At 73.5% G+C, this 24,971-nt stretch carries 23 protein-coding genes; 10 read left to right on the top strand and 13 right to left on the bottom strand.

Features of this window, described 5'->3' with window-relative positions:
• On the top strand, positions 1 to 215 hold a 215-nt coding region (locus DP939_RS46325), incomplete at its 5' end, for a hypothetical protein (protein ID WP_199565114.1).
• A 34-nt stretch (positions 216 to 249) separates the two neighbouring features.
• Here DP939_RS46325 and DP939_RS26175 read toward each other — a convergent pair.
• Complete coding sequence (locus DP939_RS26175) at positions 250 to 561, bottom strand: DUF3817 domain-containing protein (RefSeq protein ID WP_113983433.1); 312 nt, start codon at positions 559 to 561, stop codon at positions 250 to 252.
• Complete coding sequence (locus DP939_RS26180; RefSeq protein ID WP_113983434.1) at positions 562 to 1,347, bottom strand: SURF1 family protein; 786 nt, start codon at positions 1,345 to 1,347, stop codon at positions 562 to 564.
• 150 nt (positions 1,348 to 1,497) lie between these two features.
• On the opposite strand from DP939_RS26180, the gene DP939_RS47125 reads away from it, so the two are divergent.
• Positions 1,498 to 1,665: a hypothetical protein gene (locus DP939_RS47125; protein WP_199565421.1), complete on the top strand. Its 168-nt coding sequence runs from the start codon at positions 1,498 to 1,500 to the stop codon at positions 1,663 to 1,665.
• 84 nt (positions 1,666 to 1,749) lie between these two features.
• Here DP939_RS47125 and DP939_RS26185 read toward each other — a convergent pair whose 3' ends face one another.
• Complete coding sequence (locus tag DP939_RS26185) at positions 1,750 to 3,489, bottom strand: gamma-glutamyltransferase family protein (RefSeq protein WP_225878507.1); 1,740 nt, start codon at positions 3,487 to 3,489, stop codon at positions 1,750 to 1,752.
• Positions 3,490 to 3,633: 144 nt separating this feature from the next.
• On the opposite strand from DP939_RS26185, the gene DP939_RS26190 reads away from it, so the two are divergent.
• From DP939_RS26190 to DP939_RS26200, 3 genes are all read left to right on the top strand, one after another.
• Complete coding sequence (locus DP939_RS26190) at positions 3,634 to 4,761, top strand: sensor histidine kinase (protein ID WP_225878508.1); 1,128 nt, start codon at positions 3,634 to 3,636, stop codon at positions 4,759 to 4,761.
• The gene (locus DP939_RS26195) at positions 4,758 to 5,426 is read left to right on the top strand and encodes a response regulator (protein ID WP_113983437.1); all 669 of its coding nucleotides are present in this window, start codon (positions 4,758 to 4,760) and stop codon (positions 5,424 to 5,426) included. The genes DP939_RS26190 and DP939_RS26195 overlap by 4 nt, the downstream gene beginning before the upstream one ends.
• Before the next feature lie 75 nt (positions 5,427 to 5,501).
• Positions 5,502 to 6,878, top strand: a complete 1,377-nt coding sequence (locus tag DP939_RS26200; protein ID WP_113983438.1) for a tetratricopeptide repeat protein — start codon at positions 5,502 to 5,504, stop codon at positions 6,876 to 6,878.
• Here the strand turns inward: DP939_RS26200 and ald are convergent, their stop codons facing one another.
• The gene (gene ald / locus DP939_RS26205; protein WP_113983439.1) at positions 6,879 to 7,994 is read right to left on the bottom strand and encodes an alanine dehydrogenase; all 1,116 of its coding nucleotides are present in this window, start codon (positions 7,992 to 7,994) and stop codon (positions 6,879 to 6,881) included. It abuts the gene before it with no gap.
• Between the two features lie 331 nt (positions 7,995 to 8,325).
• On the opposite strand from ald, the gene DP939_RS26210 reads away from it, so the two are divergent.
• The 3 genes from DP939_RS26210 to rarD are packed head-to-tail and all read left to right on the top strand — an operon-like array spanning position 8,326 to position 11,057.
• Positions 8,326 to 9,675, top strand: coding sequence for a M20/M25/M40 family metallo-hydrolase (locus DP939_RS26210; RefSeq protein ID WP_113983440.1), 1,350 nt, complete (start codon positions 8,326 to 8,328; stop codon positions 9,673 to 9,675).
• Complete coding sequence (locus DP939_RS26215; RefSeq protein ID WP_113983441.1) at positions 9,672 to 10,151, top strand: DUF5946 family protein; 480 nt, start codon at positions 9,672 to 9,674, stop codon at positions 10,149 to 10,151. The genes DP939_RS26210 and DP939_RS26215 overlap by 4 nt, the downstream gene beginning before the upstream one ends.
• 33 nt (positions 10,152 to 10,184) lie before the next feature.
• Positions 10,185 to 11,057 carry an EamA family transporter RarD gene (gene rarD, locus DP939_RS26220; protein WP_113983442.1) on the top strand — a complete coding sequence of 291 codons (873 nt, stop codon included), beginning with the start codon at positions 10,185 to 10,187 and terminating at the stop codon, positions 11,055 to 11,057.
• A gap of 22 nt (positions 11,058 to 11,079) precedes the next feature.
• Here the strand turns inward: rarD and DP939_RS26225 are convergent, their stop codons facing one another.
• Entirely contained in the window at positions 11,080 to 11,982 is a 903-nt protein-coding gene (locus DP939_RS26225) for a LysR family transcriptional regulator (protein WP_113983443.1), read from the bottom strand.
• Between the two features lie 75 nt (positions 11,983 to 12,057).
• Between DP939_RS26225 and DP939_RS26230 the strand changes: the two genes are divergently transcribed.
• Positions 12,058 to 12,588, top strand: a complete 531-nt coding sequence (locus DP939_RS26230; protein ID WP_113983444.1) for a cysteine dioxygenase family protein — start codon at positions 12,058 to 12,060, stop codon at positions 12,586 to 12,588.
• Here the strand turns inward: DP939_RS26230 and DP939_RS26235 are convergent, their stop codons facing one another.
• From DP939_RS26235 to DP939_RS26260, 6 genes are all read right to left on the bottom strand, one after another.
• Positions 12,589 to 13,335, bottom strand: a complete 747-nt coding sequence (locus tag DP939_RS26235) for an SDR family NAD(P)-dependent oxidoreductase (protein ID WP_113983445.1) — start codon at positions 13,333 to 13,335, stop codon at positions 12,589 to 12,591.
• Positions 13,332 to 14,684, bottom strand: a complete 1,353-nt coding sequence (locus DP939_RS26240) for an FAD-binding oxidoreductase (RefSeq protein WP_113983446.1) — start codon at positions 14,682 to 14,684, stop codon at positions 13,332 to 13,334. The genes DP939_RS26235 and DP939_RS26240 overlap by 4 nt, the downstream gene beginning before the upstream one ends.
• Positions 14,681 to 15,583, bottom strand: a complete 903-nt coding sequence (locus tag DP939_RS26245) for a decaprenyl-phosphate phosphoribosyltransferase (protein ID WP_113983447.1) — start codon at positions 15,581 to 15,583, stop codon at positions 14,681 to 14,683. The genes DP939_RS26240 and DP939_RS26245 overlap by 4 nt, the downstream gene beginning before the upstream one ends.
• A gap of 104 nt (positions 15,584 to 15,687) precedes the next feature.
• Complete coding sequence (locus DP939_RS26250) at positions 15,688 to 16,002, bottom strand: hypothetical protein (protein WP_147268141.1); 315 nt, start codon at positions 16,000 to 16,002, stop codon at positions 15,688 to 15,690.
• Between the two features lie 89 nt (positions 16,003 to 16,091).
• Entirely contained in the window at positions 16,092 to 18,320 is a 2,229-nt protein-coding gene (locus tag DP939_RS26255) for an acyl-CoA dehydrogenase (RefSeq protein ID WP_113983449.1), read from the bottom strand.
• 100 nt (positions 18,321 to 18,420) lie between these two features.
• Positions 18,421 to 19,590 (bottom strand): hypothetical protein, encoded by a 1,170-nt coding sequence (locus DP939_RS26260; RefSeq protein ID WP_158578695.1) that lies wholly within the window; start codon positions 19,588 to 19,590, stop codon positions 18,421 to 18,423.
• Between the two features lie 120 nt (positions 19,591 to 19,710).
• Between DP939_RS26260 and DP939_RS26270 the strand changes: the two genes are divergently transcribed.
• Positions 19,711 to 20,856: a S1C family serine protease gene (locus tag DP939_RS26270; protein WP_113983451.1), complete on the top strand. Its 1,146-nt coding sequence runs from the start codon at positions 19,711 to 19,713 to the stop codon at positions 20,854 to 20,856.
• 3 nt (positions 20,857 to 20,859) lie between these two features.
• Here the strand turns inward: DP939_RS26270 and DP939_RS26275 are convergent, their stop codons facing one another.
• Complete coding sequence (locus DP939_RS26275) at positions 20,860 to 22,713, bottom strand: ABC transporter ATP-binding protein (RefSeq protein ID WP_113983452.1); 1,854 nt, start codon at positions 22,711 to 22,713, stop codon at positions 20,860 to 20,862.
• Positions 22,710 to 24,518, bottom strand: a complete 1,809-nt coding sequence (locus DP939_RS26280) for an ABC transporter ATP-binding protein (RefSeq protein ID WP_225878510.1) — start codon at positions 24,516 to 24,518, stop codon at positions 22,710 to 22,712. The genes DP939_RS26275 and DP939_RS26280 overlap by 4 nt, the downstream gene beginning before the upstream one ends.
• Between the last annotated feature and the right edge of the window lie 453 nt (positions 24,519 to 24,971).

A 24,971-nucleotide genomic window follows, 5' to 3' on the forward strand; every position in this document is an offset into this window, starting at 1 on the left:
TCCGCCACGCCCTGGCGGCTCGCGGCCAGGCCAAGATGGACGGCTTGTACGCCGGACGGCCCGCCGTGCCCACCGGCAAGCTCATCCTCGACGCGCTGGCCGGTATCCGGCTGATCCCGGGCACCGGCCAATCACCCCCGATCATCCCGCACCCCACCGATCTCCAACTCGATCTCCTGGACCTCCTCGACATCGATCCACGAGACCTCCGCTGAAGATCACTCACGTGCGGAAAACGGGGCTAGCCGGCTATGCGGCGGCCACCTGGCCCTGCACGCGGCGGGTGACCTTGCGCTCGATCACGAACGACAGGAACGGGATCGTCCCGGCGAGCAGCACCCCGAGCGTGTACGGCCAGGTCCAGCGCGCCTTGAGGCCGAGGTTGAGCGCGGCGAGCAGGTAGACGGCGTACAGGAAGCCGTGGATCGGCGAGATGATCGACACCGGCCCCGGCACCGCGAAGGCGTACTTCAGCACCATGCCCGCCACCAGCAGCAGCAGCATGACACCGACGATGTAGGCCAGCACTCGGAACGGCTTCAGCGCGGATTGCACGGTCATCTACCTCATTGACGATTCGGACAGGGCCACACTATCGGCGTCGCCGTCGTGCTCCGGTTCGCGTTCCTCGCGGACGCGGGTGCGGTGGGCGTCGCGGACGTAGTGGAACCACAGGAAGATCGTGAAGACGCCGAAGATCCACCAGTTCGCGGCGTAGGCGAGGTTGCGCCAGGAGAACTCGCCGGGCGTGCTCGGCGGCGTGACCGGTACCGGGTCGGCCGCGACGGCGGGGGCCGGGCTCTGCGCGGTGGCGACCACGTAGCCGTCCCGCAGGCGCGCGCCCGGCCAGACGTTGATCAGTTCGGCGGTGGACACCGACAGCACCTGCCCGGCGGGCAGTGTGCGCACGTCGCGGCGCAGTGAGTCCACCTGCTCGGGGGGCAGCAGCCGCCCGGTGACGGTGACCTTGCCCTGGGGCAGGGCCGCCGCCGGATCGCCCGGCCTGGCCACCCGGCCGCGTACGACGGGCACCTGCGTGCCGTCGCCGAGGTCGAGGGAGTCCAGCAGCCAGAACCCGCCCTCGCGTCCGGCGACCAGCAGGCTGCGCGCGGGGTCGAAGACCCCTTCGGCGGTCACCTTGCGGTTGGTCGCCGCGCGGGTGATGTGCTCGCCCGGCTTGGACAGCGTGGCGAGCGCGACCGCGGGCGGGTCGCTCACGGTCTGGGGGCGGCCGGAGTCCTCGAAGACGCCGAGCTGCCAGCGGCCGAGCAGGCCGAAGGCGACCAGCGCCGCGATCGCCACCAGGTGCATGCCCACCAGGCGCGAGGAGAACACGGTCCGCAGCATGCCCCCAACGGTATCCGCCCGCAGGCCCGCCCCTTTCTCCGGCCGCCCGCGGACGCGGCTGAGGGCCCTTCTGTTGCCGCCGCCACCGGTTGCCGCCAAATAGGACAAACACCTGACGGGGGCCTTGGCTGAGTGACTAGAGTCATCGTCATGGCAGATCAGATCGACCCGGCGGGCAACACGCAGCAGTTCCGGGCCTTCGCACAGAACAACGAAGGGGAGGCCGCCAAGCAGCGGCCTTCCTACCTCATCCCCGTCGTGGTGGGCGTGGTGGCGGTCATCATCGTGGCCGTCGGCGCGTTCCTCCTGTTCAGGTAGGGCGAGCACGCGCCAAGCCGACGCCGGCGGCCCCAGGCCGCGCGGCGCTTCCGGCATTGGCGAGACCCCCGTCGCCCTTCCGGCTCATCTCTCCGTGACGACCAGCGCGCTGCCGCCTCCGCGTCTGGCCGGCTCGGCGACCGCCCGGCCCCTGCCTCCGCCGAGGAGTTCGAGCGCGGTGGCCGCCCCGATCTCCGGGGTCGGCGTGAACGAATGGCCCCGCGCGGTGAGCGCCGGGCCGTGGGCGGCGATGAAGGCGGGCTCGGCCTGGGTCTGCGCGGTGTTGCGCTGGGTGGCGCGCGGCGCGGCCAGCGCCTGTGGCAGCGTCATCCCCAGCTCGTAGCGGCCGATCAGGATCTGCAGCACGGTCGTGATGATCGTGGAACCGCCCGGTGAGCCGACGGCGAGGACCGGACGCCCGTCGTCCAGCACGATCGTCGGGGCCATCGAGGAACGGGGCCGCTTGCCCGGCCCGGGCAGGTTGGGATCTCCAGGGGCGGACCCGAAGGTGAAGTCGGTCAGCTCGTTGTTGAGCAGCAGCCCGCGTCCGGGGACCACGATGCCGTTGCCGCCGGTGGACTCGATGGTGATGTTGTAGGCCACCACATTGCCCCAGCGGTCCGACACCACCAGGTGGGTGGTCTCGGGGCCCTCGCGGGCGGGCGTCGCGTCCGGTCCCGGTACGGCGGCGCGGCACGGCCCGTAGGAGCCGTCCGGATCGCCCGGCGCGGCGGGGTGGGCGAGCGCGGTCGCGCCGATCAGGCAGGCGCGCTCCCCGGCGAAGCCGTCGGACAGCAGCTCGCGCAGCGGGACGTCCGTGAAGGCCGGGTCGCCGACGTACCTCCCCCGGTCGGCGAACGACAGCCGGGACGCCTCCAGGTACTCGTGCAGGCCGGCCTGCGGCAGGGCCTCCAGGATGTTCAGGGCCTCGCCGACCGTCGATCCGCCCGAGGAGGGCGGGGCCATGCCGTACACGTCGAGTCCCTGGTAGCCGACCCTGGCCGGGGCGCGCTCGATCGCGCGGTACGCCCGCAGGTCGGACAGCTCCATCAGCCCCGGACGCACCTTGCGGGACGCCCCCGCGCGGACCGGCGGGCGCTTGACCGTGGCCACGATCTCGGCGCCGAGCCGCCCGCCGTACAGCCAGGACGGGCCGCGCCGGGCCAGCTCGCGGTAGGTGCGGGCCAGCTCGGGGTTGCGGAACACCGAGCCGACCGCGGGCGGTGCGCCGCCCGGAAGGTACAGGCGGGCGGTGGAGGTGATGTCGGCGAACCTGGCCTGGTTCGCGGCGGTCTGGTCGTGGAAGGTCTGGTCCACCACGAAGCCGCGTTCGGCGACGCGGATCGCGGGCCGCAGCGCCTCGCGGAGGCCGATGGTGCCGAACCGGCGCAGCGCCAGGTCCCACTGCGCCACGCTGCCGGGCACGCCCGCCGACAGGCCGCTGGTGATCGCCTCCTCCGCGGGGATGGCCGCGCCGTTCTCCTGGAGGGAGGTCGCGGTCATGGCGCGCGGGGCGGTCTCCCTGCCGTCGATGGTGTGGACCTTGCCGCGGCGGGCGTCGTAGTAGAGGAGGAAGCCGCCGCCCGCCAGTCCGGCGGAGTAGGGCTCGGTGACGCCGAGCGTGGCCGCGGCGCTGATCGCCGCGTCGATCGCGTTGCCGCCGCGGCGCAGCACCTCGACGGCCGTGCGACTGGCGTCGAGGTCGACGGTGGCGACGGCTCCGCCGTACCCCTCGGCGACCGGCGTCTTTCCCGGCGCGGGAGCGGTCACCGGCCCGCTGAGCAGCAGCAACGCGGCGGCCGGTACGGCAAGGCGGGCGATCACGAAGCGCTCCTTCCCTGGCGGAACCTCAGCATGACTCAATCCGCAGGGCGACTCAACAGCCCGCGCCCGTACACCCGCTGGGGGATCGGGGCATGCCCCCGCGGGCCGACGCGACCATCGAGGCCGTGGCGTACGGTTGCGCATGTGCGAGCACCGAACCGCTGGACGGACATCGCCCCCGCCGTTCTGGTGGGCGTCTTCCAGCTCACCACCGGCCGAGGGGCCTGGGTGGTGCAGCCCGAGCGGGTGCCCACCGACGCCCGCGGCTACGCGCTGCTGGCGATCGGCCCGGCCATGGTGCTGCTGCGGCGGGTCTGGACCACGCCCGCGCTGGTCATCACGACGGTCGCGACCTGCGTGTACCTCCTGGCCGGGTACGCCTACGGGCCGGTGTTCGCGGCGCCGATCGTGATGCACTACACGGCGGTCACGCGGGGTCACCGGCGGGCGGCGTGGCTGTCGGCGCTCGGGTTCTCGGCGTTCATCTTCGCGTACACGACGTGGATCGCTCCCACGCCGCACATCGACTGGTTCCACAATCTGTCGGCGTTGGCGTTCGTGCTGCTGGTCCTGACCGTCGCGGAGATCGTCAAGGCGCAGCGCGAACGGCTGGCCGAGCGGCGCAGGGTGGCCAGCGAGGAGGGCCGCCGCCAGGCCAGCGAGGAGCGCCTGACCATGGCCCAGGAGCTGCACGACGTGCTCGCGCACAACATCTCGCTGATCCACGTGCAGGCGTCCACCGCGCTGCACCTCATGGACGACCACCCCGAGCAGGCCCGTACCGCGCTGGCCACGATCAAGCAGGCCAGCAAGGACGTGCTGGGCGAGATGCGCTCGGTGATCAACGTACTGCGCGAGGACGCGCCGCGCTTCCCCACCGCGGGCCTGGACCGGCTCGACGACCTCATCGAGCGCACCGGGCTCGACGTCGCCAAGCGCGTCGAGGGCGCGCGGCGGCCGGTACCGCCCAGCGTGGAGCGTGCCGTCTTCCGCATCATCCAGGAGTGCCTGACCAACGTCACCAGGCACGCGCCCGGCGCGAAGGTCGCCATCACCTTGGAGTACGGCCCGCGCGAGCTGGTCATCCGGGTCGCCGACACCGGCTCGGCCGAGCCGGGCGCGCTCACCGACGCGGGCGGGGGCAACGGCATCCCCGGCATGCGCGAGCGCGCCCACGCACTCGGCGGCACGCTCACCGCCGCGCCGGGCGCGACGGGCTTCACCGTCGTGGCCAGGCTCCCGCTACCCGCCGCCGCCCCGGAGGAGCCATGATCAGGATCATTCTGGCCGACGACCAGGGGCTGGTCCGGGCCGGTTTCCGGGCGCTGCTCGACGCCCAGCCGGAGATGACGGTGGTCGCCGAGGCGGCCGACGGGGCCGAGGCGGTACGGCTGGCCCGCGAGCACCGCCCCGACGTCGTGCTGATGGACATCCGTATGCCCGGCACCGACGGGCTGACCGCGACCCGCGCGATCGGCCGGGACGAGACGCTGAGCGATGTGCGGATCATCATCCTGACGACGTTCGAGCTGGACGAGTACGTCTTCGAGGCGGTCCGCGGCGGCGCGGCCGGGTTCCTGGTCAAGGACACCGAACCGGCCGAGCTGATCCAGGCCGTGCGGGTGGTGGCGGCGGGCGAGGCGCTGCTGTCGCCCAGCGTCACCCGCAGGCTGATCGCCGAGTTCGCCTCCCGGGCCAAGGAGCCGCTGGTCAGCGAGGAGCTGGACCTGCTCACCGACCGCGAGCGCGAAGTGCTCGCGCTGGTGGCCTCCGGCCTGACCAACGACGAGATCGGGGCCCGGCTCTACATGTCGCCGGCCACGGCGAAGACGCACGTCAGCCGTACGATGACCAAGCTGCACGCCCGCGACCGCGCCCAGCTCGTGGTGATCGCGTACGAGTCGGGGCTGGTCAGGCCGGGATGGTCGGCGGGCTAGCGGGAAGCGCGCGGATCAATTACTCTCTGTTGCCATACGCTTACCGCTCTCTTGGTGCGGGCGCGGGAGGGGCACATGAGAGAGCAGGCCGGCCTTTACGCCGGGGAGATGGAGCACGAGCTGCTGGCCGCGGCCGGCGGTGGCGACGCCGACGCGGCGCACCGGCTGGGCCGGTTGCACGCCAGGCGCGGCGACCAGGAGGGCGCGCGCCACTGGTGGGAGCGGGCGGCGGTCACCGGCAACGTCGACAGCGCCTACAACCTCGGGGTGTGGCACGAGCGGCACGGCACGTTCGACGAGGCGCTGCGGTGGTATGAGATGGCCGCCGGGCTGGGCGACGCGGAGGCGGCGGCCAACCTGGCGACCCTGCTGCTGGAGCGGCGCGGCGACGTGGCCGCGGCGCGGTGCTGGTTCGAGCGGGCGGCGCAGCGGGGGTCCGGCCCGGCGGCGCGGCGGCTGGCGCTGCTCTGCGAGCGCGACGGCGAGACCCGCACGGCCCGCGCGTGGCACCGCGAGGCGGCGCTGCGCGGCGACGCGGCCTCGGCGTTCGACCTCGGGTGCCTGGCGTACGAGTCGGGCGAGGACACCGAGGCGCTGCACTGGTGGGAGATCGCCGCCAGGGGCGGCCACACCGACGCGGCCTGCGCCACCGGGCTGCTGTTGCAGGCGACCGGCGACCCGGAGGGCGCGGAGGCGTTCTTCCGCCTGGCCGCCGCCGCCGAGCAGCCGGCCGCCGCCTCCCACCTGGGCGGCATGGCCCTGGCCAGGCGCGACCTGACCAGCGCCCGCGCCTGGTTCGAGCGGGCGGCCGACGCCGGGCGGGTCGGCGACCAGCGGATGGCCGGGTTCGTCTGCGTCGAGCTGGGCGACGCGGCCGCGGCGAGCCACTGGTTCGGCCGCGCGGCGGCCAGCGGCGACGCCGAGGCCGCCTACAACTTCGGGCTGCTGCTGATCGCCGAGGACGGCGACCTCGCGGCCGGGCAGCAGTGGTTCCGCCAGGCGGCGCTCGGCGGGCACCACCGCGCCGCGCGCGAGCTGGGCACGCTGCTGTCCATCACCGGCAACGCCGAGGAGGGCGAGCGGTGGCTGGCCGAGGCGCCGCCGCCCGGCCTGGGCCGGGTGTGCGACACCGCGCTGGTGGCGAGGGCGGAGCTGGCCGCCACGATCACCGGCCGCCACGGTGACGCGCCGCTCGACGCGGGCAAGCTCGTCGAGATCCTCGGCACCTGGGACCAGATCACCAGAGACCTGCCCGACCACGCGGGCGCGGTGGCCTGGCTCGGTGACCTGGCGGTGTTGCCGGAGAGCGCGATCGACCGGCTGTCATCGGCCCGCGCGACGCTGCTGCGGCCGGGCGGCGCGCCCTGGCCCGGCCCCACGGAGGTCGAGGAGGCCCTGGCCACCGCCCGGCTGCTGCGCCGGCGGCTCACCCCCGAGTCGTGCGGCGGCTGATCAGCCGGTCAGCACCTCGGTGGTGGCGGTCCACGGCAGGCCGTGCGCCTGGGCCACCGGCTCGCTGGTCAGCGCGCCCGCGTGGGTGCTGAGGCCGTGCGCGAGGGCAGGGTCGGCGCGCAGCGCGTCCCGCCAGCCGTGGTCGGCCAGCTTGACGGCGTACGGCAGGGTGGCGTTGGTCAGCGCGTAGGTGGAGGTGTTGGCCACCGAGCCGGGCATGTTCGCCACGCAGTAGAAGATCGAGTCGTGCACCGGGAACGTCGGCTCGGCGTGCGTGGTCGGCCGGGAGTCCTCGAAGCAGCCGCCCTGGTCGATCGCGATGTCCACGAGCACCGAGCCCGGCTTCATCCGGGAGACCAGCTCGTTGGAGACCAGCGTCGGGGCCTTGGCCCCCGGGATCAGCACCGCGCCGACCACCAGGTCGGCGGCCAGCACCTCCTGCTCGATCGTGTAGGCGGTGGAGACCACGGTCTTGAGCCGCCCCTGGTAGATCGCGTCGATCTCGCGCAGCCGGTCCAGGCTGACGTCCAGGATGGTGACGTCGGCGCCCATGCCGACGGCGATCTGCGCCGCGTTCAGGCCGGAGACGCCGCCCCCGATGATGACGAACTTGGCCGGGGCGACGCCCGGCACGCCGCCGGGCAGCACGCCGCGCCCGCCGTTGAACCGCATCAGGTTGTAGGCGCCGACCTGCGGGGCCAGCCGCCCGGCCACCTCGGACATGGGGGCCAGCAGCGGCAGGGTCCGGCCCACCTGGACGGTCTCGTAGGCGACGGACGTCACGCCGCGGGTGAGCAGCGCGTCGGTGCAGGCGCGGGAGGCGGCCAGGTGGAGGTAGGTGAACAGCACCTGCCCATCCCGCATCCGGGGATATTCCTCGGCTATCGGTTCTTTGACCTTGAGTATCATCTCGCCCTGCGCCCAGACTTCGTCGGCTGAGTCCAGGATCTTGGCACCGGCGTAGAGATACTCCTCATCCGGGATGTGCGAGCCTTTGCCCGCGCCGCGCTGGATGTAGACCTCGTGTCCGTGGCGTACCAGTTCATGGACGCCCGCGGGCGTGGCGGCGACGCGGTACTCGTGGTTTTTGACCTCGGCGGGCACACCGATCTTCATGGTGGTCCTTTCGTGGCGCATACGGCGGGCACCCCGTTGGGCCGGCCGCGGGCGCGAATGGTCGGAGCTCTTCAAGTGTGCATCGCAACCCCACCCTTGCCAAGGGAAAGCGTGGCATCAGTGTGAAAGAACTTCGGTAATCGTGGTGTCGAGTTGTAACCACCACGAAATCCGCGTGACGATTCCACGCTGTAACGAAGCGGGTAACCTACCCGGCGGTGGTGTGCCGGCCGGTCCGCCGCCGCCTGTGATCCAATGAGCCGGGTACGGCACTGCGGGCCGGCAGGCAAGATGAGATGACACATGTTCCGTTCCGACCCGGAGAGACGTCGTGACTCCTGACCAGATCGAGGGTGCCGTCGCCGCGGGCATGCCCCAGGCCGTGGAAGACCTCAGGCGGCTCGTCGCCATCCCCTCGGTGGCCTTCCCCGGCCACCCCGAGGAGCCCGTGTACGCCGCCGCCGCGCTGACCGAGGCGCTGCTGCGCGACGCCGGGCTGCCGGAGGTCCGCCAGATTCCGGTCGAGGGCAGCTTCCCCGCCGTCTACGGCGAGGCCCCCGCCCCGCCCGGCGCGCCCACCGTGCTCCTCTACGCCCACTACGACGTCCAGCCCGCGGGCGACCCGGCGCTGTGGAAGACCCCGCCGTTCGACCCCACGCTGATCGACGGCGAGCTGTACGGCCGGGGCGCGGCCGACGACAAGTCCGGCGTCATCTCCCACGTCGCCGCGCTGCGGGCGTTCGAGGGGCGGTTCCCGGTCGGCATCAAGGTCATCATCGAGGGCCAGGAGGAGTACGCGGGCGAGCGCCTGGAGGCGTTCGTCGAACGCAACCCCGAGCTGCTGCGCGCCGACGCCATCGTGGTCGCCGACACCGGCAACCAGCGGCTCGGCGACCCGGCGGTGACCACCTCGCTGCGCGGCATGGGCGCGTTCACCATCGAGGTGCGCAGCCTGCACGAGTCGGTGCACAGCGGGCAGTTCGGCGGCGTCGCCCCGGACGCGCTCGCCGCCCTGATCCGCATGCTGGCCGCGCTGCACGACGACAACGGCGACATTCGCGTCCCGGGGCTGCCGCGCGGCGCGTTCCTCGGCACCGGCCCGCTGGAGGAGGACTTCCGGGCCAGCGCCGGGGTGCTCGACGGCGTCGCGCTGGTCGGGTCGGGGTCGATCGCCGACCGGCTGTGGGCCTCGTACGCCATCACCGTGACGGGCGTGGACGCGCCCTCGGTCGCGCACGCCATCAACGCGGTCCAGCCGGGCGCGCGGGCCCGTGTCACGGTACGCGTGCCCCCGGCGGGCGACCCGCGGCTGACGGTCCAGGCGGTCTGCGACTACCTCCGCCAGGTCGCGCCCTGGGGCGTACAGGTCTCCTTCAGCGACGAGATCTACGGCACCGGCTTCCTGGCCGACGCGGGCGGGCGGGCCCGCGCCGCGCTCAACAAGGCCATGGAGCACGCCTACGGCCGCACGCCGCGCGACATCGGCGCGGGCGGGTCCATCCCGCTGGTGTCCACGCTGGTCAAGCAGTTCCCGGCGGCGGAGATCCTGCTGTTCGGCGCCGAAGACGACAACGCCTCCATCCACGCCCCCAACGAGCGCCTCAACCTGGAGGAGCTGCGCCGCACCGCCACGGCCGAGGCGCTGTTCCTGCAGCGGTACGCCGCGACCGCGCTGCGATGACCGGCGACGGTCCCCGCTGCGCGGACTGCGGCGGCCCCGGCGGCGCGGAGTGGTGTGCGGCGCTGTTCGGGGAGCTGCTGACGCTCGACTATTCGCGGCGGGAGCCGTGGGGAGCGCTGCACGCGGTGTCGGTGGCGTGCTACCACTTCCAGCACCCGTCGCGGGCGATCGGCGGGTCCGGCCCGTTCTACTGGTCCCTCCTGCACCTCTACCTGCGGGAGGGCCGCGATTCGCTGATCGCCGCCACCCAGCGGGCCCGCCGGAACAACACCCACCGCACCGGCGGGCGCAAGCCGGGCCCAGGCGACTTCCCGGGCGCGCCGCCCTTCCCGGCACGGGCGGTCCCGCCCGCGGCCTTCACCACCACGATCGCCGACGTGGCGGCGGGCGGCGACTTCCCGGCCGAGGGCTTCGAGGACCGGGTCCGATCCTGGGCCACCGCGACCGTCTCGGCCTGGGCCGCGCCCGGTTCATGAGCCCGGGCGGTCGCCGGGGTTACAGTGGGTGGCGTGTCGGACGCGCGGCGCGGGGCGGTGCTCGTTTGCGCGGCCTATGTGCTGTGGGGGCTTTCGACCCTGTACTGGCCGCTGCTGGAGCCGACCGGACCGGTGGAGATCCTGACCTCCCGGGTGCTGTGGTCGCTCGGGGCGCTCATCGTACTGCTGAGCGTGCTCGGGCGCTGGGTCCGGGTGCGGGCGCTGGCGCGCCGCGCGGGGACGCTCCGGCTGCTCACCGTGGCCGGGGCGCTGATGGGCGCCAACTGGGGGCTCTTCCTCTTCGCCGTGCTGAACGGCCAGGTGGTGGAGGCGGCGCTGGGGTTCTTCGTCACGCCGCTGGTCAGCGTGGCGTTCGGGGTGGTGCTCTACCGTGAGCGGCTGCGGCCGGGGCAGTGGGCGGCGGTCGGGCTCGGGGCGGTGACGCTGGGCCTGCTCACCGTGGAGTACGGCGGGCCACCCTGGATCGCGCTCGGCCTGGCCGCGAGCTTCGGCACCTACGGCCTGATCAAGAAGCACCTGAGCGTCGGCGCGATCGAAGGGCTCTTCGTGGAGACGTCGGCGCTGTTCCCGTTCGCGCTGGCGTACACGGTCGTGCTCCAGGCCACCGGGCAGGCGACCTTCGGCCACGTCTCCGCGCTCAACACCGCGCTCGGCATCGGGGCCGGGCTCGTGGTGCTGGTGCCGCTGCTGCTGTTCGGCGCCGCCGCGCCGCGCATCTCGCTCACGATGATCGGGATGCTCCAGTACATCGAGCCCGCCGTGCAGCTCCTGCTCGGCGTGCTGGTCTTCCGCGAGGCCATGCCGGGCCTGCGGTGGGCCGGGTTCGCGCTGCTGTGGGCAGCCCTGGCGATCTTGGCGATCGACGGTCTGCGGGCCGCCCGGTGAGTGGGTTGCGGTGGAACGGCCGTCACCGCTCGGCTTCCGGCGGGCGGACGTCTTGGCCGTTATGGCCGCACTCCGCGGCCAGCGCGGCGAGCAGCGCGACGGTGGGCGGCGGGTCGGGCGGCTCGCCGTACCGGGCGGCGAGGACGCGGCGGGCCGCGCCGGGCAGCTCCCTGACCCGTACGGCGGGCGCGCGGTGCGCGGCCAGCGCCAGGCCGGGCAGCACGCTCACGCCCATGCCCGCGGCCACCATCGCCTGCACCGCCACGTAGTCGTCACTGGTGAAGACGATGTCGGGGGCGAACCCGGCCGCCCGGCACAGGTCGAGCAGGTGGATGCGGCAGCGTTCGCAGCCCGCGATCCAGGGCTGATCGGCCAGCTCGGGCAGCTCACCGGTCTCGTCGCGGGTGAGCAGGTGGCTCGGGTCGTCCAGCAGGCGGGTGAGCCGGACGCCGTTGTCCTCGGGCGCGGTGTCGGCGTACCGGAAGATGACCGCCACGTCCACGTAGCCCGCCCGCAACATCCGCAGCGCCTCCGGTGGTTCGGCCTCGGTGATCCGGAGCGCGAGGCCGGGGTGCTCGCGGGCCAGGCGGGCGGCGGCGCGCGGCACGAAGGTGCCGAGCGCGGAGGGGAAGGCGGCCAGCCGTACCCGGCCGGAACGCAGGCCGACGTGGGCGGCCAGCTCGTGCTCGGCGGCGTCGAGCCGGCCGAGGATCTCCCCGGCCCGCTCGGCGAGCAGCCGCCCGGCCTCGGTGAGCCGGATGCCGCGGCCCGCCCGCTGCACCAGCTTGGCCCCCGTCTCGGCCTCCAGTTTGGCCAGGTGGTGGCTGACCGAGGGCTGGGAGTAGTGGAGCTCCCTGGCGGCGGCGGTGACCGAGCGGTGCCTGGCCACCGCGGCGAGCACGCGTAGCCGCACGATATCCAGCATGTATCAACCGTATCTATGGATCGGAACGGATATCCGCATTGGACGTGATGTATCACCGCTGTCCACCCTGAAGGTATGAAGACGACGACGATCGCACGACCGGACATGGCCGAGTTCACCCGCGCCGTCGGCGCGATCGTGGCCCGCGGGCTGTCGCCCCGGGACACCGCCCGCACGGTCGCGGCGCTGCTGCGCGAGGGCATGCCGCAGGTCTCCGCCCTGCTCACCGAGGAGCAGCGGGCGGGCGACCCGGCCGGGTACGTCTCGCACGTGCTGCACGCCCGGCCGGAGTTCTCCATCGCCGCCGTGGTGTGGCGGCCCGGCCAGCGCACGGTGATCCACGACCATGTGGCGTGGTGCGCGTTCGGCGTGCTCAGCGGCATCGAGCACGAGACGCTGTACCGGCTCGACGGCGACCGCCTGGCGGAGATCGGCCGGGCCGACAACCGGCCGGGCGAGGCGGGCGGCTTCGCCCCGCCCGGCGACATCCACATGGTGCGCAACACCAGCGCGGAGGTCGGGGTGTCCCTGCACGTCTACGGGGCCGACCTGGGCAGGCTCGGCAGCAGCATCCGGCGGGTGTACGACCTGCCCGTGGTCAGGTGACTACCTGGGCAGCCGCCGCCAGGCGGCGCGCGGGAGCAGGCTGAGCACGGTGAACGCCGGGCCGAGCAGCCGCGGCACCCACACGGTGGAGTCGTGCCCGGAGCGCAGCGCGGCCACCACCGCGTCGGCGACCTGGCCGGGGGTGCTGGACAGCGGGGCCGGGCTCATCCCTGCCGTCATCCGGCCGCGTACGAACCCGGGTCGTACCAGCAGCACCCGCACGCCCGTGCCGTGCAGCGAGTCGCGCAGGCCCTGGGCGAACCCGTCGAGCCCGGCCTTGGCCGAGCCGTACACGAAGTTGGCCCGCCGCACCCGCACGCCCGCCACCGACGACAGCACCACCAGCGTGCCGTGGCCCTGCTCGCGCAACCGGCGCGCGGCGCTCAGCCCGGTGGAGACGTGCCCAGCGAAGTTGACCATGACGTCCGCCGCCGCGGCGGCCGGGTCGGCGTCGTAGCCGTCCTGCCTGCCCAGCACGCCGAACGCGCCGATCACCACGTCCAGGTCGCCGACCAGCCCGGCCGCCGCCTCGATCACCTCAGGGTGGGTCTCCGGCCGGGCCGCGTCGAACTCCAGCAGGTGGACCTCAGCGGGAAGATCCGGAGGCACGGCGTTCGCCGCGTCCCGCAGCGCGAGCACCACCCGCCGCGCGCCGCCCCGGACCAGCCGCGCCACGACGGCCAGCCCGATCTCACTGCGCCCGCCCAGCAGCAGCACGGTGTCCACGCCGCCGAGTGAGTTCTTCACAGGTCGAGTCTCCTTGCCAGGTCGGACCGGAACACGCCGTGGGGGTCCACATCGTGGCGGATCCGCCGCCACTCGGCAAGGCGCGGGTACATGGCGGGCAGCAGGGCGGCGTTCAGCCGGGAGTCCTTGGCCAGGTAGACGCGCCCGCCCGCGGCGGCGACCCGCTCGTCGAAGCCGCGCAGCAGCCCGGCGAGCCCGGGGCGGCCCACCGGGATGTCCAGGGCGAGCGTCCAGCCGGGCATCGGGAACGACAGCGGCGCGGGAGTGCCGGGGCCGAACCGCTTGAGCACGGTCAGGAACGACACCACCCCGGCCCGCGCGAGCCGGTTGACGATGTGCCGCAGCGTCTCCTCGGCCCCGTCGGGCACCACGAACTGATACTGCACGAACCCGCGCGGCCCGTAGATCCGGTTCCAGTCCGCCACCGAGTCCAGCGGGTGGAAGAAGGGCGCGATGTGCTGGATCGTGCCGTGCGCTGCGCGGGGCGCACGCCGGTACCAGACCTCGTTGAAGGCCCGCACGGTCACCGGGTTGAGCAGCCCGCCGGGCAGCCGCCTGGGGGCCGAGAGCCGGGTTCGCGGCGCGAACGCCAGCGGGTCCCCGGCCGTGCCGGGGAGGTCGGCGCGGCGGGCGTGGTCGCCCAGGGTGAGCACGCCGCGCCCGGTCCGCGCGCCCCCGGCCAGCAGGTCGATCCAGGCGACCGTGTAGCGGTGGCGTCCGTCGGCGGCGGCCATCTCGGTGAGCGTGTCGTCCAGGCCGGTGGTGCGCCGGACGTCCACCAGCATCCGGGAGGTCTCCACGGGCACGCAGCCGAACTCGGCCTGCGCGATCACGCCGGTCAGTCCCATGCCGCCGACCGTGGCGTGGAACAGCGGGTCGCCAGGGCGCAGGGTGCGGACCGCGCCGTCGGCGGTGACCAGGTCGAGCGAGCGCAGATGGGCCCCGAAGGAGGAGTCCACATGGTGGTTCTTGCCGTGTACGTCGGCGGCGACGGCCCCGCCCACGGTGACGTGCCTGGTCCCGGGGGTGACCGGGACGAACCAGCCGCGCGGCACGAGCGCGGTCATCAGCTCGTGCAGGCCGACCCCGGCGGCGGCGGTGACCACGCCCGTCTCGGCGTCCAGCCGCCAGGACGTCAGCGCGGTGCAGTCGATCACCAGGCCGCCGGCGTTCTGGGCGGCGTCGCCGTACGCGCGGCCGAGGCCGCGGGCGATCAGGCCGCGCGGGGCGGGATCGGCGACCAGCGCGGCGAGTTCGGCGGTGCTGCGGGGGCGGCGGACGTCGGCCGGAGTGGGAGCGGTACGGCCCCAGCCGGACAGGAAGGCGGGCGGGCCTTGCGGGGTGGTCATGTCAGATGGATCCCGAGCACGAGGAGGGCGAGCTGGACGGCGATGAAGATCTGCAACGGCCGGTCGCGCAGGGCCAGTTCCTCCGGCTCCTCCCCCGCGCCCCGGTCCACCAGGAGATTGTGCCGGAGTACGACCAGCACGAACGGCACGATGCTGAGCCCGTGGAAGGGCCCGGGGTGATCGTTCAGCGCCCACAGGCAGTACGTGACGATCATCGCGCCCGAGCACATGGTACGGACCTGCGCGAGGTAGGCGGGGCTGTAGGCGGCCAGGGTCGCCCGGGTGGCCGAGCCGGTCTGCGCCCGGCGTTCGGCCTCGCGCTTGCCCGCCACGAGCTGGAGCGAGCCGAGCGAGATCACCACCAGAAACCAGCTCGTCACCGGGACGCCCACCGCGACCGCCCCGGCGAAGGCCCGTACGACATGGCATGCGGCGACCGCGACCAGGTCCACCACCGGCTGCCGCTTCAGCCAGAACGTGTAGCCGAGGGTGAGGGCCAGGTAGGCGGCCACCACGGCGGGGAGCCGCCAGCCGCCGGTCAGCGCGGCGACGGCGGGGGCGCTCACGGCCAGCAGCGCGCCCGCGACTCTGGCCAGCGGGACGGGGATCAGGCCGGAGGCGACGGGGCGGTGGCGTTTCCTGGGGTGCTGCCGGTCGGCGTCGGCGTCGGCGGCATCGTTGATCAGGTACGCGCCGGAGGCGGCCAGGCAGAACGCCGCGAAGGCGATCAGCGCGGCCCGCGCGCCTGCGGGGGTGAACAGCTCTCCGGCGGCCAGGGGGGCGGCGAGCACCAGCCCGTTCTTCACCCACTGCCGTGGGCGCAGTGCCCGGACCAGCCCGACCGCCCGCGTCCGGCGGGATACGGCGGGCCGCCGCGTCAACGCCGGCCCGGCGCTCACCCGGAGACCGTCCGGGCAGGGAGGGATGTGCCTGGGGGTAAATGGGACACCTGTGGAGTTTATCCAGCCTGGGGCTACAACTCCGGAAAAACCGACATATCAGCCTAAGAAGCTATTTCCCACGCGCGGCCGTTGCACAACGGCGGGCCGTATGTGTAGGTCCGGCCGTCGCCTACCGTGGCCACCAGCGAGTTGCCCGGCGCATGCTCCTCGCACATCCATCCGGGAAAGCTGATCGAGGTCCCCTCCCCCGGCCCCAGCACCGCGAACGGCCGCGCCTGCAACCGCCCCCGCACACTGACCGTCTCCCCCGTCCCGTTCGCGATCACCAGGTACTCCCCGGCCCCCGCCGGAGCGCACCCGCCCAGCACGACGACACACCACAGGGCCACGTAGGCCGCCGGGGTGGTGGTGGGCATGGAGGTGAGCATGGTGCGCCTTTCCTGGCGGGGGTGGTGGTGCCGGGTGTCCGCCGCCGTACTCGGCTCATTCCCTCCCGCGGGTCGCGCTAGCCGCCCGGCTCGGGGTCGCGGGGCAGGTCGAGGAGGCGTTCGGCGATGATGTTGAGCTGGACCTCGGTGGTGCCGCCGTAGATGGTCATGGCCCTGGTGGCGAGGATGGCGCGGGTCCAGTAGCCCGCGTCGCCGAGCTTGGTGTCGGCGGCGGTCACCGCGCCCGCGCCGAGGAGGGTGACCGCGCACTCGGCCACGCGCTGGGCGTGCGCGGTGGACAGCAGCTTGCGTACCGACGCCTCCGCGCCCGGCTCGCCGCCCGCGAGCTGCTTGAGGGTCACGCGCAGGGCCAGCGCCTCGATCGCGTGCGCCTCGCAGATCACCGCGGCGATCTCGGCGCGCTCGGCGGGGGACGGTTCGCGGCTGAGCCGGCCGGCCATCGCGAGCAGGTCGGGTACGGCGGCGCCGGACCGCCCCGGTCCCGACGACAGCAGCACCCGCTCGTTGGACAGCGTGTTGCGGGCCACCCGCCACCCGTCGTCCACCGCGCCGACCACCTGGTCGTCGGGCACGAAGACGCCGTCCAGGTAGACCGCGTTGAACATGGCCTCGCCGGTCATCTCGGTCAGCGGGCTGACCGTCACGCCGGCGGACTTCATGTCCACCAGGAAGTAGGTGATGCCCTCCCGCTTGGGCTTGTCCGGGCTGGTACGGGCCAGGCAGATGGCCCACTCGGCGGTCTTGGCGAAGGAGGTCCAGACCTTCTGCCCGGTGAGCCGCCAGCCGCCGGGGGCGCGCTCGGCCCGGGTGGTCAGCGACGCCAGGTCCGAGCCCGCGCCCGGCTCGCTGAACAACTGGCACCAGGCCAGCTCGCCGCTCAGCGTGCGAGGCAGGAAACGCTCCTGCTGCTCGGGCGTGCCGTACGTCGCGATGGACGGCACCACCCACGCGCCGATGAGCATGTGCGGGGTGCGTACCCTGGCGGCCCGCAGCTCCTGGGCGATCAGCACCTGTTCCAGCGGGCCCGCCGCGCGCCCCCACGGGCGGGGCAGGTGCGGCATGACGAACCCCGCTTCGGCGACCGCCCTGCGCTGCGCCGCGCCGGACAGGCGGGCGACCTCGGCGACCTCCTCGCGCAGCCGGGCGCGCACCGGCGCGGCGCCGGGCGGCAGGTCGATGCGCATGGAACGGGTCACCCCGCCCAGCGCATGATCGGCCACCACCGAGGCCCACCCCGCCGAAGGGCCGATCAGCGCGCGCAGCGACAGAGCACGGCGGTAGTACAGGTGGGCCTCGTGGTCGTAGGTGTAGCCGATGCCGCCGAAGGTCTGGATGGCGTCGGCCGCGCAGCGGACCGCGGCGTCCGGGGCGGTGACCGCGGCCACCGCGGCGGCGAAGGCCGCCTCCTCGCCCTGACCGGCGGACCTGGCCGCGTCCCACACGGTGGCGCGGGCCTGTTCGAGCGCCACCAGCATCCGCGCGATCTTGTGCTTGACCGCCTGGAACTGCCCGATCGGGCGGCCGAACTGCTCACGCGTGCGGGCGTGCGCGGCCGCGGCCGACACGCACCAGGCGGCGACCCCCGCCGCCTCCGCGCCGAGCAGCACCGCCGCGAGGTCGCTCACGCGGTCGCGGGTCAGCCCGTCGAGCACCCGCTCGGCCGGTACGACCAGCGCCGAGGCCGCGACCACGGCCACGCCGCGGGTGAGGTCCAGGGCGGGCAGCGGCGTGACCGTCACGCTCTCCCTGGGCAGCGCCACCCACTCCTCGCCCCGCTCGGTGCGCACCGCCAGCACCAGTACGTCGGCCTGCGCGCCGCCCACCACCGGCTCGGCCCTGCCGTCGACGGTGAGCGTGCCGTCGTCGTTCCTGGTGCCGGTGAGGGCCCCGCCGCACAGCGCGACCGCGCCGGTCAGGCCGCCACTGGCCAGGCCGGGCAGCAGCTCGGCGGGGGCCTTGCCGGTCGCGGCCGAGATCACGGCGGAGGCGAGGACGGTGGGCAGGCAGGGACCGGGGGTCAGGCGTTCGGCGAGGGCCTCGACGACGATGGCGGTCTCCAGCAGGCCGTAGCCGGAACCGCCGTACTTCTCCGGCAGGTGCAGGCCGAGCAGGCCCTGACCCGCCAGAGCGTTCCAGTACGCGGGCCGCGCGGTCTCGTTCTCCGGCCCTCCGGCAGCCACGGCGGCCACGGCGGCACGGACGGTCTCGGCGGGGATATGCCTTTCCAGCCAGCCGGACACCGAATCCCGGAGGGCCCGGTGTTCCTCGCTGAATCCGATCGCCATCGTCCACCTTCCCCGCACGCTGCTCCGGCCGGGCAGACCGGAACCCACAGAATCATATTCTGGTGCGGACGCCCCTCGCGGGGGCGTCCGGAAACACCGCTCAGCCCAGTGTGACGCCGTTGACCACCTTGGCGATGTCCGGCCATAGGACCTTACGGGTGTCCGGGACGCTCACGAGGACCATGCCGGGCCTGCGCTTGCCGGTGTCGGCCACCACGATCGCCGCGCGCGAGGTGTGCTTCGCGTCGCCCGTCCGGTAGGTCACCGTGTAGGTGAGCACCCAGCCCTTGCCCGCGGCGAGCGGGCGCGAGCCGGTCCAGGCCAGCGTGGCACCGGGCGGATGGTAGGCGCTCAGCGACCACCTGGCCCCGGCCGCCGCCGCGGCGCGCAATTCGGCCTCCCCGGACGGCGACGCGTGCGCGGCGCCGGGCAGCAGGCCGGACACCACCATCGTGTACGGCGCGCGCCACTTGCCCGCCCGCTGCGCCCGGGAGAACGGCGAGGAGTCCGGGACCGTCCAGGGGGCGGCCAGCCGGGGATAGGCGAGCCCGGCCTTGGGGTCCTCCACCAGGCCGATCGCCACGCTGCCCGATCCGGCGTGGACCGGCAGGCCCTTGGACTTCGGAACGGGCGGCACGCTGGGCGGGGCCGCGGGCGTGGGCGTGGGGGACGTCGTCACCTCGGCGCTGCGGACGGACGAGCGCCTGCCGTACTCGTCGCCGCCGAACACCACGAAGATCAGCACCACGACGATCACGGTCGCCACCGTGGCCGCGATCGTGTACGCCACCCGCATCGGCAACTCGGCCACCCGCGCGAACGGCCCGGTCCGCCGGTCCGCCGGCCGCTCCTGGGGCAGCAGGGAGTACACCTCGGCGGCGGGCCGCGCGGGCACGGGAGGCGGCAGCCGCCGCGGGAACGATCCAGTCTGCTTCAGATCCCGCAGATCGGCCGTGGCGGTGACGTCCACACCGGCCTCCCCCGGCCGCGCAGGCACCGGACGATGCGTCGGCCCTGCCGATCGAGGGCCCGCCGTGCCGGGCTCGGCCGGACGGCCGGGCGGCTCAGCCGATCGGAGATCGGTCGTGGTGGTGAGATCGGCGCCGGGCGGATCGGCGGGATGGGGGCCCTCGGCGGCGGAGCCGCCCTTCGCGGGTCGGGGCCGTCCGGGGGCGGGGGCGTCCTTGGTGGGGTGGGGGCGGCTGGGGGTGGGGGCGCCCTCGGCGGGGACGCGTGGCATGGGAGTGGTCGCATCGTCAACGTCCGCCATGGCCGCAGGTTACGTCACACCTCTCGTCCGCGCAGCCCCACCCGCGTCACGATCTTGCCGTCTCCCCAGGTACGGACGCCCGGCGGACTACCGGCCACCGGGTTGGGGAACGTACCAAGGATGGGGAACGTGACTCGGCGTCTGACGCTCGTCCTCTGCTCGGCCGCGCTCGCCACCGCCACCGCGTGCGGCGGCCCGCCGGGCGTCGGCGGGCAGCCCGCCACCACGCCGACCGGCCCCACTCCGACCGGTACCGCCGCCCCCACCACCACCCGATCCCCGGCCACGACCGGCACGCCGGCGACCGGGGCGCCCGTGACCGCGCCCGAGGCGGCGGTCGCGGTGGAGCGGGCGTACGAGCAGGTCATCGGTGCGGTGCTGCCGTCGATCGTGCAGATCACCACGCGCACCGGCCTCGGTTCGGGCATCATCTACGACACCGCCGGGCACATCGTCACCAACGCCCACGTGATCGGCGACGCACGGTCCTTCGAGGTCACCCCGGCGACCGGCGGCACCCCGAGGGCCGCCAGGCTGGTGGAGTCCTTCCCGATCGGCGACCTCGCGGTGATCAAGGTGGACGACGCCGCCGGTCTGGTCCCGGCCAGGTTCGGCCATGCGAGCAGGCTGCGGGTCGGGCAGATGGTGCTGGCCATGGGCAACCCGCTGGGCCTTTCCGGCAGCGTCACCGAGGGCATCATCTCCGCGCTCGGCCGTACGGTCTCCGAGCCCGAGGGCCGGGGCTCGCCCGGGGCGACGATCACCAACGCCATCCAGACCTCCGCCCCGATCAACCCCGGCAACAGCGGCGGCGCGCTGGTCAACCTCTCCGGCGAGGTGGTCGGCATCCCCACCCTCGCCGCCACAAACCCCGAGCTGGCGGGCGCGGCGGCCCCCGGCATCGGCTTCGCGATCCCGTGCAGCACGGTGACCGACATCGCCGGGCAGATCATCCGCGACGGCAAGGTGACCAACACCAGGCGGGCCGCCCTCGGCGTGACCGTCTCGGGGTCGGTCGGCGCGGACGGCCGCCCGGCGGGGGCCAACGTCATCCGCGTCACCCCGGGCGGCGGCGCGGACCGGGCGGGCATCCGCGCCGGGGACAGGGTGACGTCGGTCAACGGCATCGAGACCGCGACCGTCGCCGCCCTGTCCGAGGTGCTGGCCACCCTCAAGCCCGGCCAGACGGTCAAGGTGGAGATCACCCACCAGGACGGCTCGACGGCGACGGTCGATGTCAAACTGAGCGAGCTGCCCAGCGAGTGACCGCTATGCCAGGCTGTCCAGCCACGCCTGGTGCAGGTCCGCGAAGCGGCCGGAGGTGGCGATCAGCCGGTCGGGGGAGCCGTCCTCCACCACCCGGCCGTCCTCCATGACCAGCACCCGCTCGGCGATCTCCACGGTGGACAGCCGGTGCGCGATGATCAGCGCGGTGCGGTCGGCCAGGATGGTCCGCAGCGCCCGCTGGACCAGGCGTTCGCTCGGTACGTCCAGGCTGGAGGTGGCCTCGTCCAGGATGAGCACCGCCGGATCGGCCAGGAACGCCCTGGCGAAGGCGATGAGCTGGCGCTGCCCCGCCGACATCCGGCCGCCGCGCTTGCCGACCTCGGTGTCGTAGCCGTCCGGCAGCGACGCGATGAAGTCGTGCGCGCCGATGGCCTGCGCCGCGGCCATGATCTCCCGGCGTCCGGCCTGCGGGCGGCCGAACCTGATGTTCTCCGCCACCGTGCCGGTGAACAGGAAGTTCTCCTGGGTCACCATGACCACCGCGCGGCGCAGCGTGGTCTCGTCGAGCTCGCGCAGGTCCACGCCGTCCAGCAGGACGCGCCCGGCCGTCGGGTCGTAGAACCGCGAGATCAGCTTGGCCACGGTCGTCTTGCCCGCGCCGGTCGCGCCGACCACCGCGACCGTCTGCCCGGCCGGGATGCGCAGGTCCAGCTTGCGCAGGATCGGCACGTCGGGCACGTACGAGAACTCGACCCCCACAAAGCTCACCTCTCCCCTTGCCTCGGGCAGCGGCGTGGGCTTGGCGGGTTCGGCCACGTCGGGCTCCTCCTCAAGGACGCCGGACAGCTTCTCCAGCGCCGCGCCCGCCGACTGGAGGGTGTTGTAGAACTGGCTGATCTCCTGCATCGGCTCGTAGAACTGGCGCAGGTACAGCAGGAAGGCGGCGAGCACGCCGACCGTGACCTGCCCGCCGAAGGCGAGCCACCCGCCGTACACCAGCACCACGGCGATGGTGACGTTGCCGATCAGCTTCACCCCGGGCATGAACATCGCGACCAGCCGCATGCTGTGCGCGTTGGCCGCGCGGTAGCCCTCGTTCAGCTCCCCGAAGATCTCCTGGTTGCGCGGCTCGCGGCGGAACGCCTGCACCGCGCGGATGCCGGTCATCGACTCCACGAAGTGGACGATCACCAGGGCCACGGCCTCGCGGGTCCGGCGGTAGGCGATGCTGGACTGCCTGCGGAACCAGCGGGTGAAGAACAGCAGGATCGGCAGCGGCAGCAGCGCCACCAGGCCGAGGTGGACGTCCAGGGCGAGCAGCAGCACCGCGGTGCCCGCGAGCGTCAGCACGGCGGTGACCAGGCTGTCGAACCCGGACGCGAGCATCTCGGCGATCGCCTCCACGTCGGAGGTGAGCCGGGAGATGACCCGCCCGGAGGTGTACCGCTCGTGGAAGGCCATCGACAGCTTCTGGAAGTGGTCGAACACCCGCCTGCGCAGTTCCAGCAGCGTCTCCTGGCCGATCCGCCCGGACAGGCCCAGGAACGCCCGCCGGGTGAGCGCCTGGACCACCGCCGCGGCCAGGGTCAGGCCGACGATGACCAGCAGCGTCCCCGGCCCCTGCCCGGCCAGCATCGGCGGGATGCCCTCGTCGATGCCGACCTTGACCAGGAACGGGATGGACAGCGCCGCCGCGTTGCTGAGCACGATGATCGCGACCAGCAGGGCGATGGATCTGCGGTGCGGCCGGAGCAGGTCGCCGAGCAGCTTGCGGGAACGGGCCCGCAGCAGCACTGAGACCTGCTCGGAAATCTCGTCCTGGCTCTCACTGGCGACGCCGCGCCAGCTTCCCACGCCGCCTGCCCCTGGGCCGGGCTCCGGCTTGGTGACCGTCATCGCAGCGCCTCCCGCTGGTCCTCGGTGTCGAGCCCGGCGTCCTGCGCGAGCAGTTCGCGGTACTCCGGCACCTGGGCGAGCAGGTCCTGGTGGCGGCCGACGTGGGTGATGGTGCCCCCGCGCAGCAGCGCCACCTTGTCGGCGAGCAGCACGGTGGAGGCCCGGTGGGCGACGATCAGGCCGGTGGCCTCGCGCAGTACGTTGCGCAGCGCGGCCTCCACCAGGGCCTCGGTCTCCACGTCGAGCGCGGACAGGGTGTCGTCGAGGACCAGGATGCGCGGCCTGCTGAGCACCGCCCTGGCCAGGGCGAGCCGCTGGCGCTGGCCGCCGGACAGCGACAGCCCCTGCTCGCCGATCCGGGTGTCGAGGCCCCAGGGCAGGTCGTAGGCGAAGGCGGCCTGCGCGATCTCCAGGGCGTCGCGCATCTCCTCCTCCGTGGCGTCGCGGCGGCCCAGCGACAGGTTCTCCCGGACGCTCATGGAGAACAGCGTCGGCTCCTCGAAGGCGGTCGCCACGGCCGAGCGCAGCGCGGGCAGCGACAGGTCGCGTACGTCGTGCCCGTCGATGGTGATCCGGCCCGCGGTGACGTCGAGCAGCCGGGGTACCAGCGCGGTGAGCGTGGTCTTGCCCGAGCCGGTGGCCCCGACGACGGCGACGGTCTCGCCCGGACGTACGTCCAGCCAGACGTCGTGGAGCAGCGGCCGGTCGGCCTCGCCGGGGAAGTGGAAGCCGACGCCCTCGAAGCGCAGGTGCCCGCGGGGCGGCTCGATGGCGGCGGGGCCGCCGACGATCTCGGGCTCGGTGTCCAGCACCTCCATCACCCGGTCGGCGGCGGTCATCGCCTCCTGCCCCATGGCCAGGATGTGGCCGAGCGAGGCGATCGGCCAGACCAGGGAGAGCATCAGGGTGGTGAAGGCGACCAGGGTGCCGAGGGTCAGCGTGCCCGCGCCGACGGCGAGCGCGCCGAGCAGCAGCACCAGGGCCAGCGTGACGTTCGGCATGACGGTGAGGAACGTGAAGAACTTGGCCGACAGCCGTACCTTGGCCATGGCGCTGCGGTAGAGCGTGCGCGCGGACTCGTCGTAGCTCTCGTAGGCGTGGTGCCTGCGGCCGAAGGCGCGGATGGTGCGCACGCCGAGCGCGGCCTCCTCGACGAGCGTGGCGAGGTCGCCCTGCTCGTCCTGCACCTGCCGGGAGATGCGGATGTAGTGCTTCTCGAAGCGCAGGCACATGATCACGATCGGTACGGCGGAGCCCGCCACCAGCAGGCCGAGCGGCCAGTGCATCCGCAGCAGCAGCGCGGTCACGGTGACGAGCTGGATGATGTTCATCACCAGGAACAGCATCCCGAACCCGAAGAAGCGGCGGAGCACCGACAGGTCGGTGGTCACCCGGGACAGGAGCTGGCCCGACTGCCAGTGGCCGTGGAAGCTCATCGGCAGGCGCTGCATGTGCTCGTACACGTCGTCGCGGATCGCGGTCTCCAGGCCGAGGACCGGCCCGATGGAGGTCCATCTGCGGAGGAAGGTGAGGAACGCCTCGGTGCAGCCGAGGCCGAGCGCCAGCAGGCCGAGCGGCACGAGGGCGCCGGGGTCGCGGTGGGCGATGGGGCCGTCCACCACCTCCCGGCCGACCAGCGGGATGGCGATGCTCGCGGCGATGCCGAGGGAGGCGGCCAGCCAGAGGATCACCAGGCGGCCCGCGTAGGGGCGGAGGTAGGACTTCATCCGCCACAGGGAGTTGGCGGCGAGCCGGGTGCGGGTGGGAGGGGTGGGGGGCGCGGGAGATCTACTGTCGGAAGTCATCGCTGGGCAGGGCACTCCTCATCGATGTAGGGGGCACGGACGGTCGGGGTGTGCGGGGATCGTGCGGGGTCGGGGCCGCGCGACGCTGCGTCGCGGGCCGTACGGACGGGCGGATCGCGGCCATACGGCACGGGACGAGCAGATGCCGGGGCGGATCGGGCCGTACGCGCATCACGCGCACGCCCAGCGCGCACCCGGGCGGATCAGGACCGTGCAGGATCGTGCAGATCAGAACAGTGCGGATCAGAGCAGGGCAGGTCAGGACCGTGCGGCGGGGAGCGGATCGGGGCCGTTGCGGCAGAGCCCGCCTGGTTTCCCCCCTCGGCGGCCCCTCGAATGGGCGCTCCCCCCGTTCTAGGGTATTCCCCCCGATCAACCCATTTAATGGACGCCGGGGACACATTGCCACCACCCGCAGACACTGCGTCACGACGTTCCGCTTGCCGGGCCGCC

Origin of the sequence: Spongiactinospora rosea (assembly GCF_003315795.1) — a bacterium.
Classification (GTDB): Bacteria; Actinomycetota; Actinomycetes; order Streptosporangiales; family Streptosporangiaceae; genus Spongiactinospora; species Spongiactinospora rosea.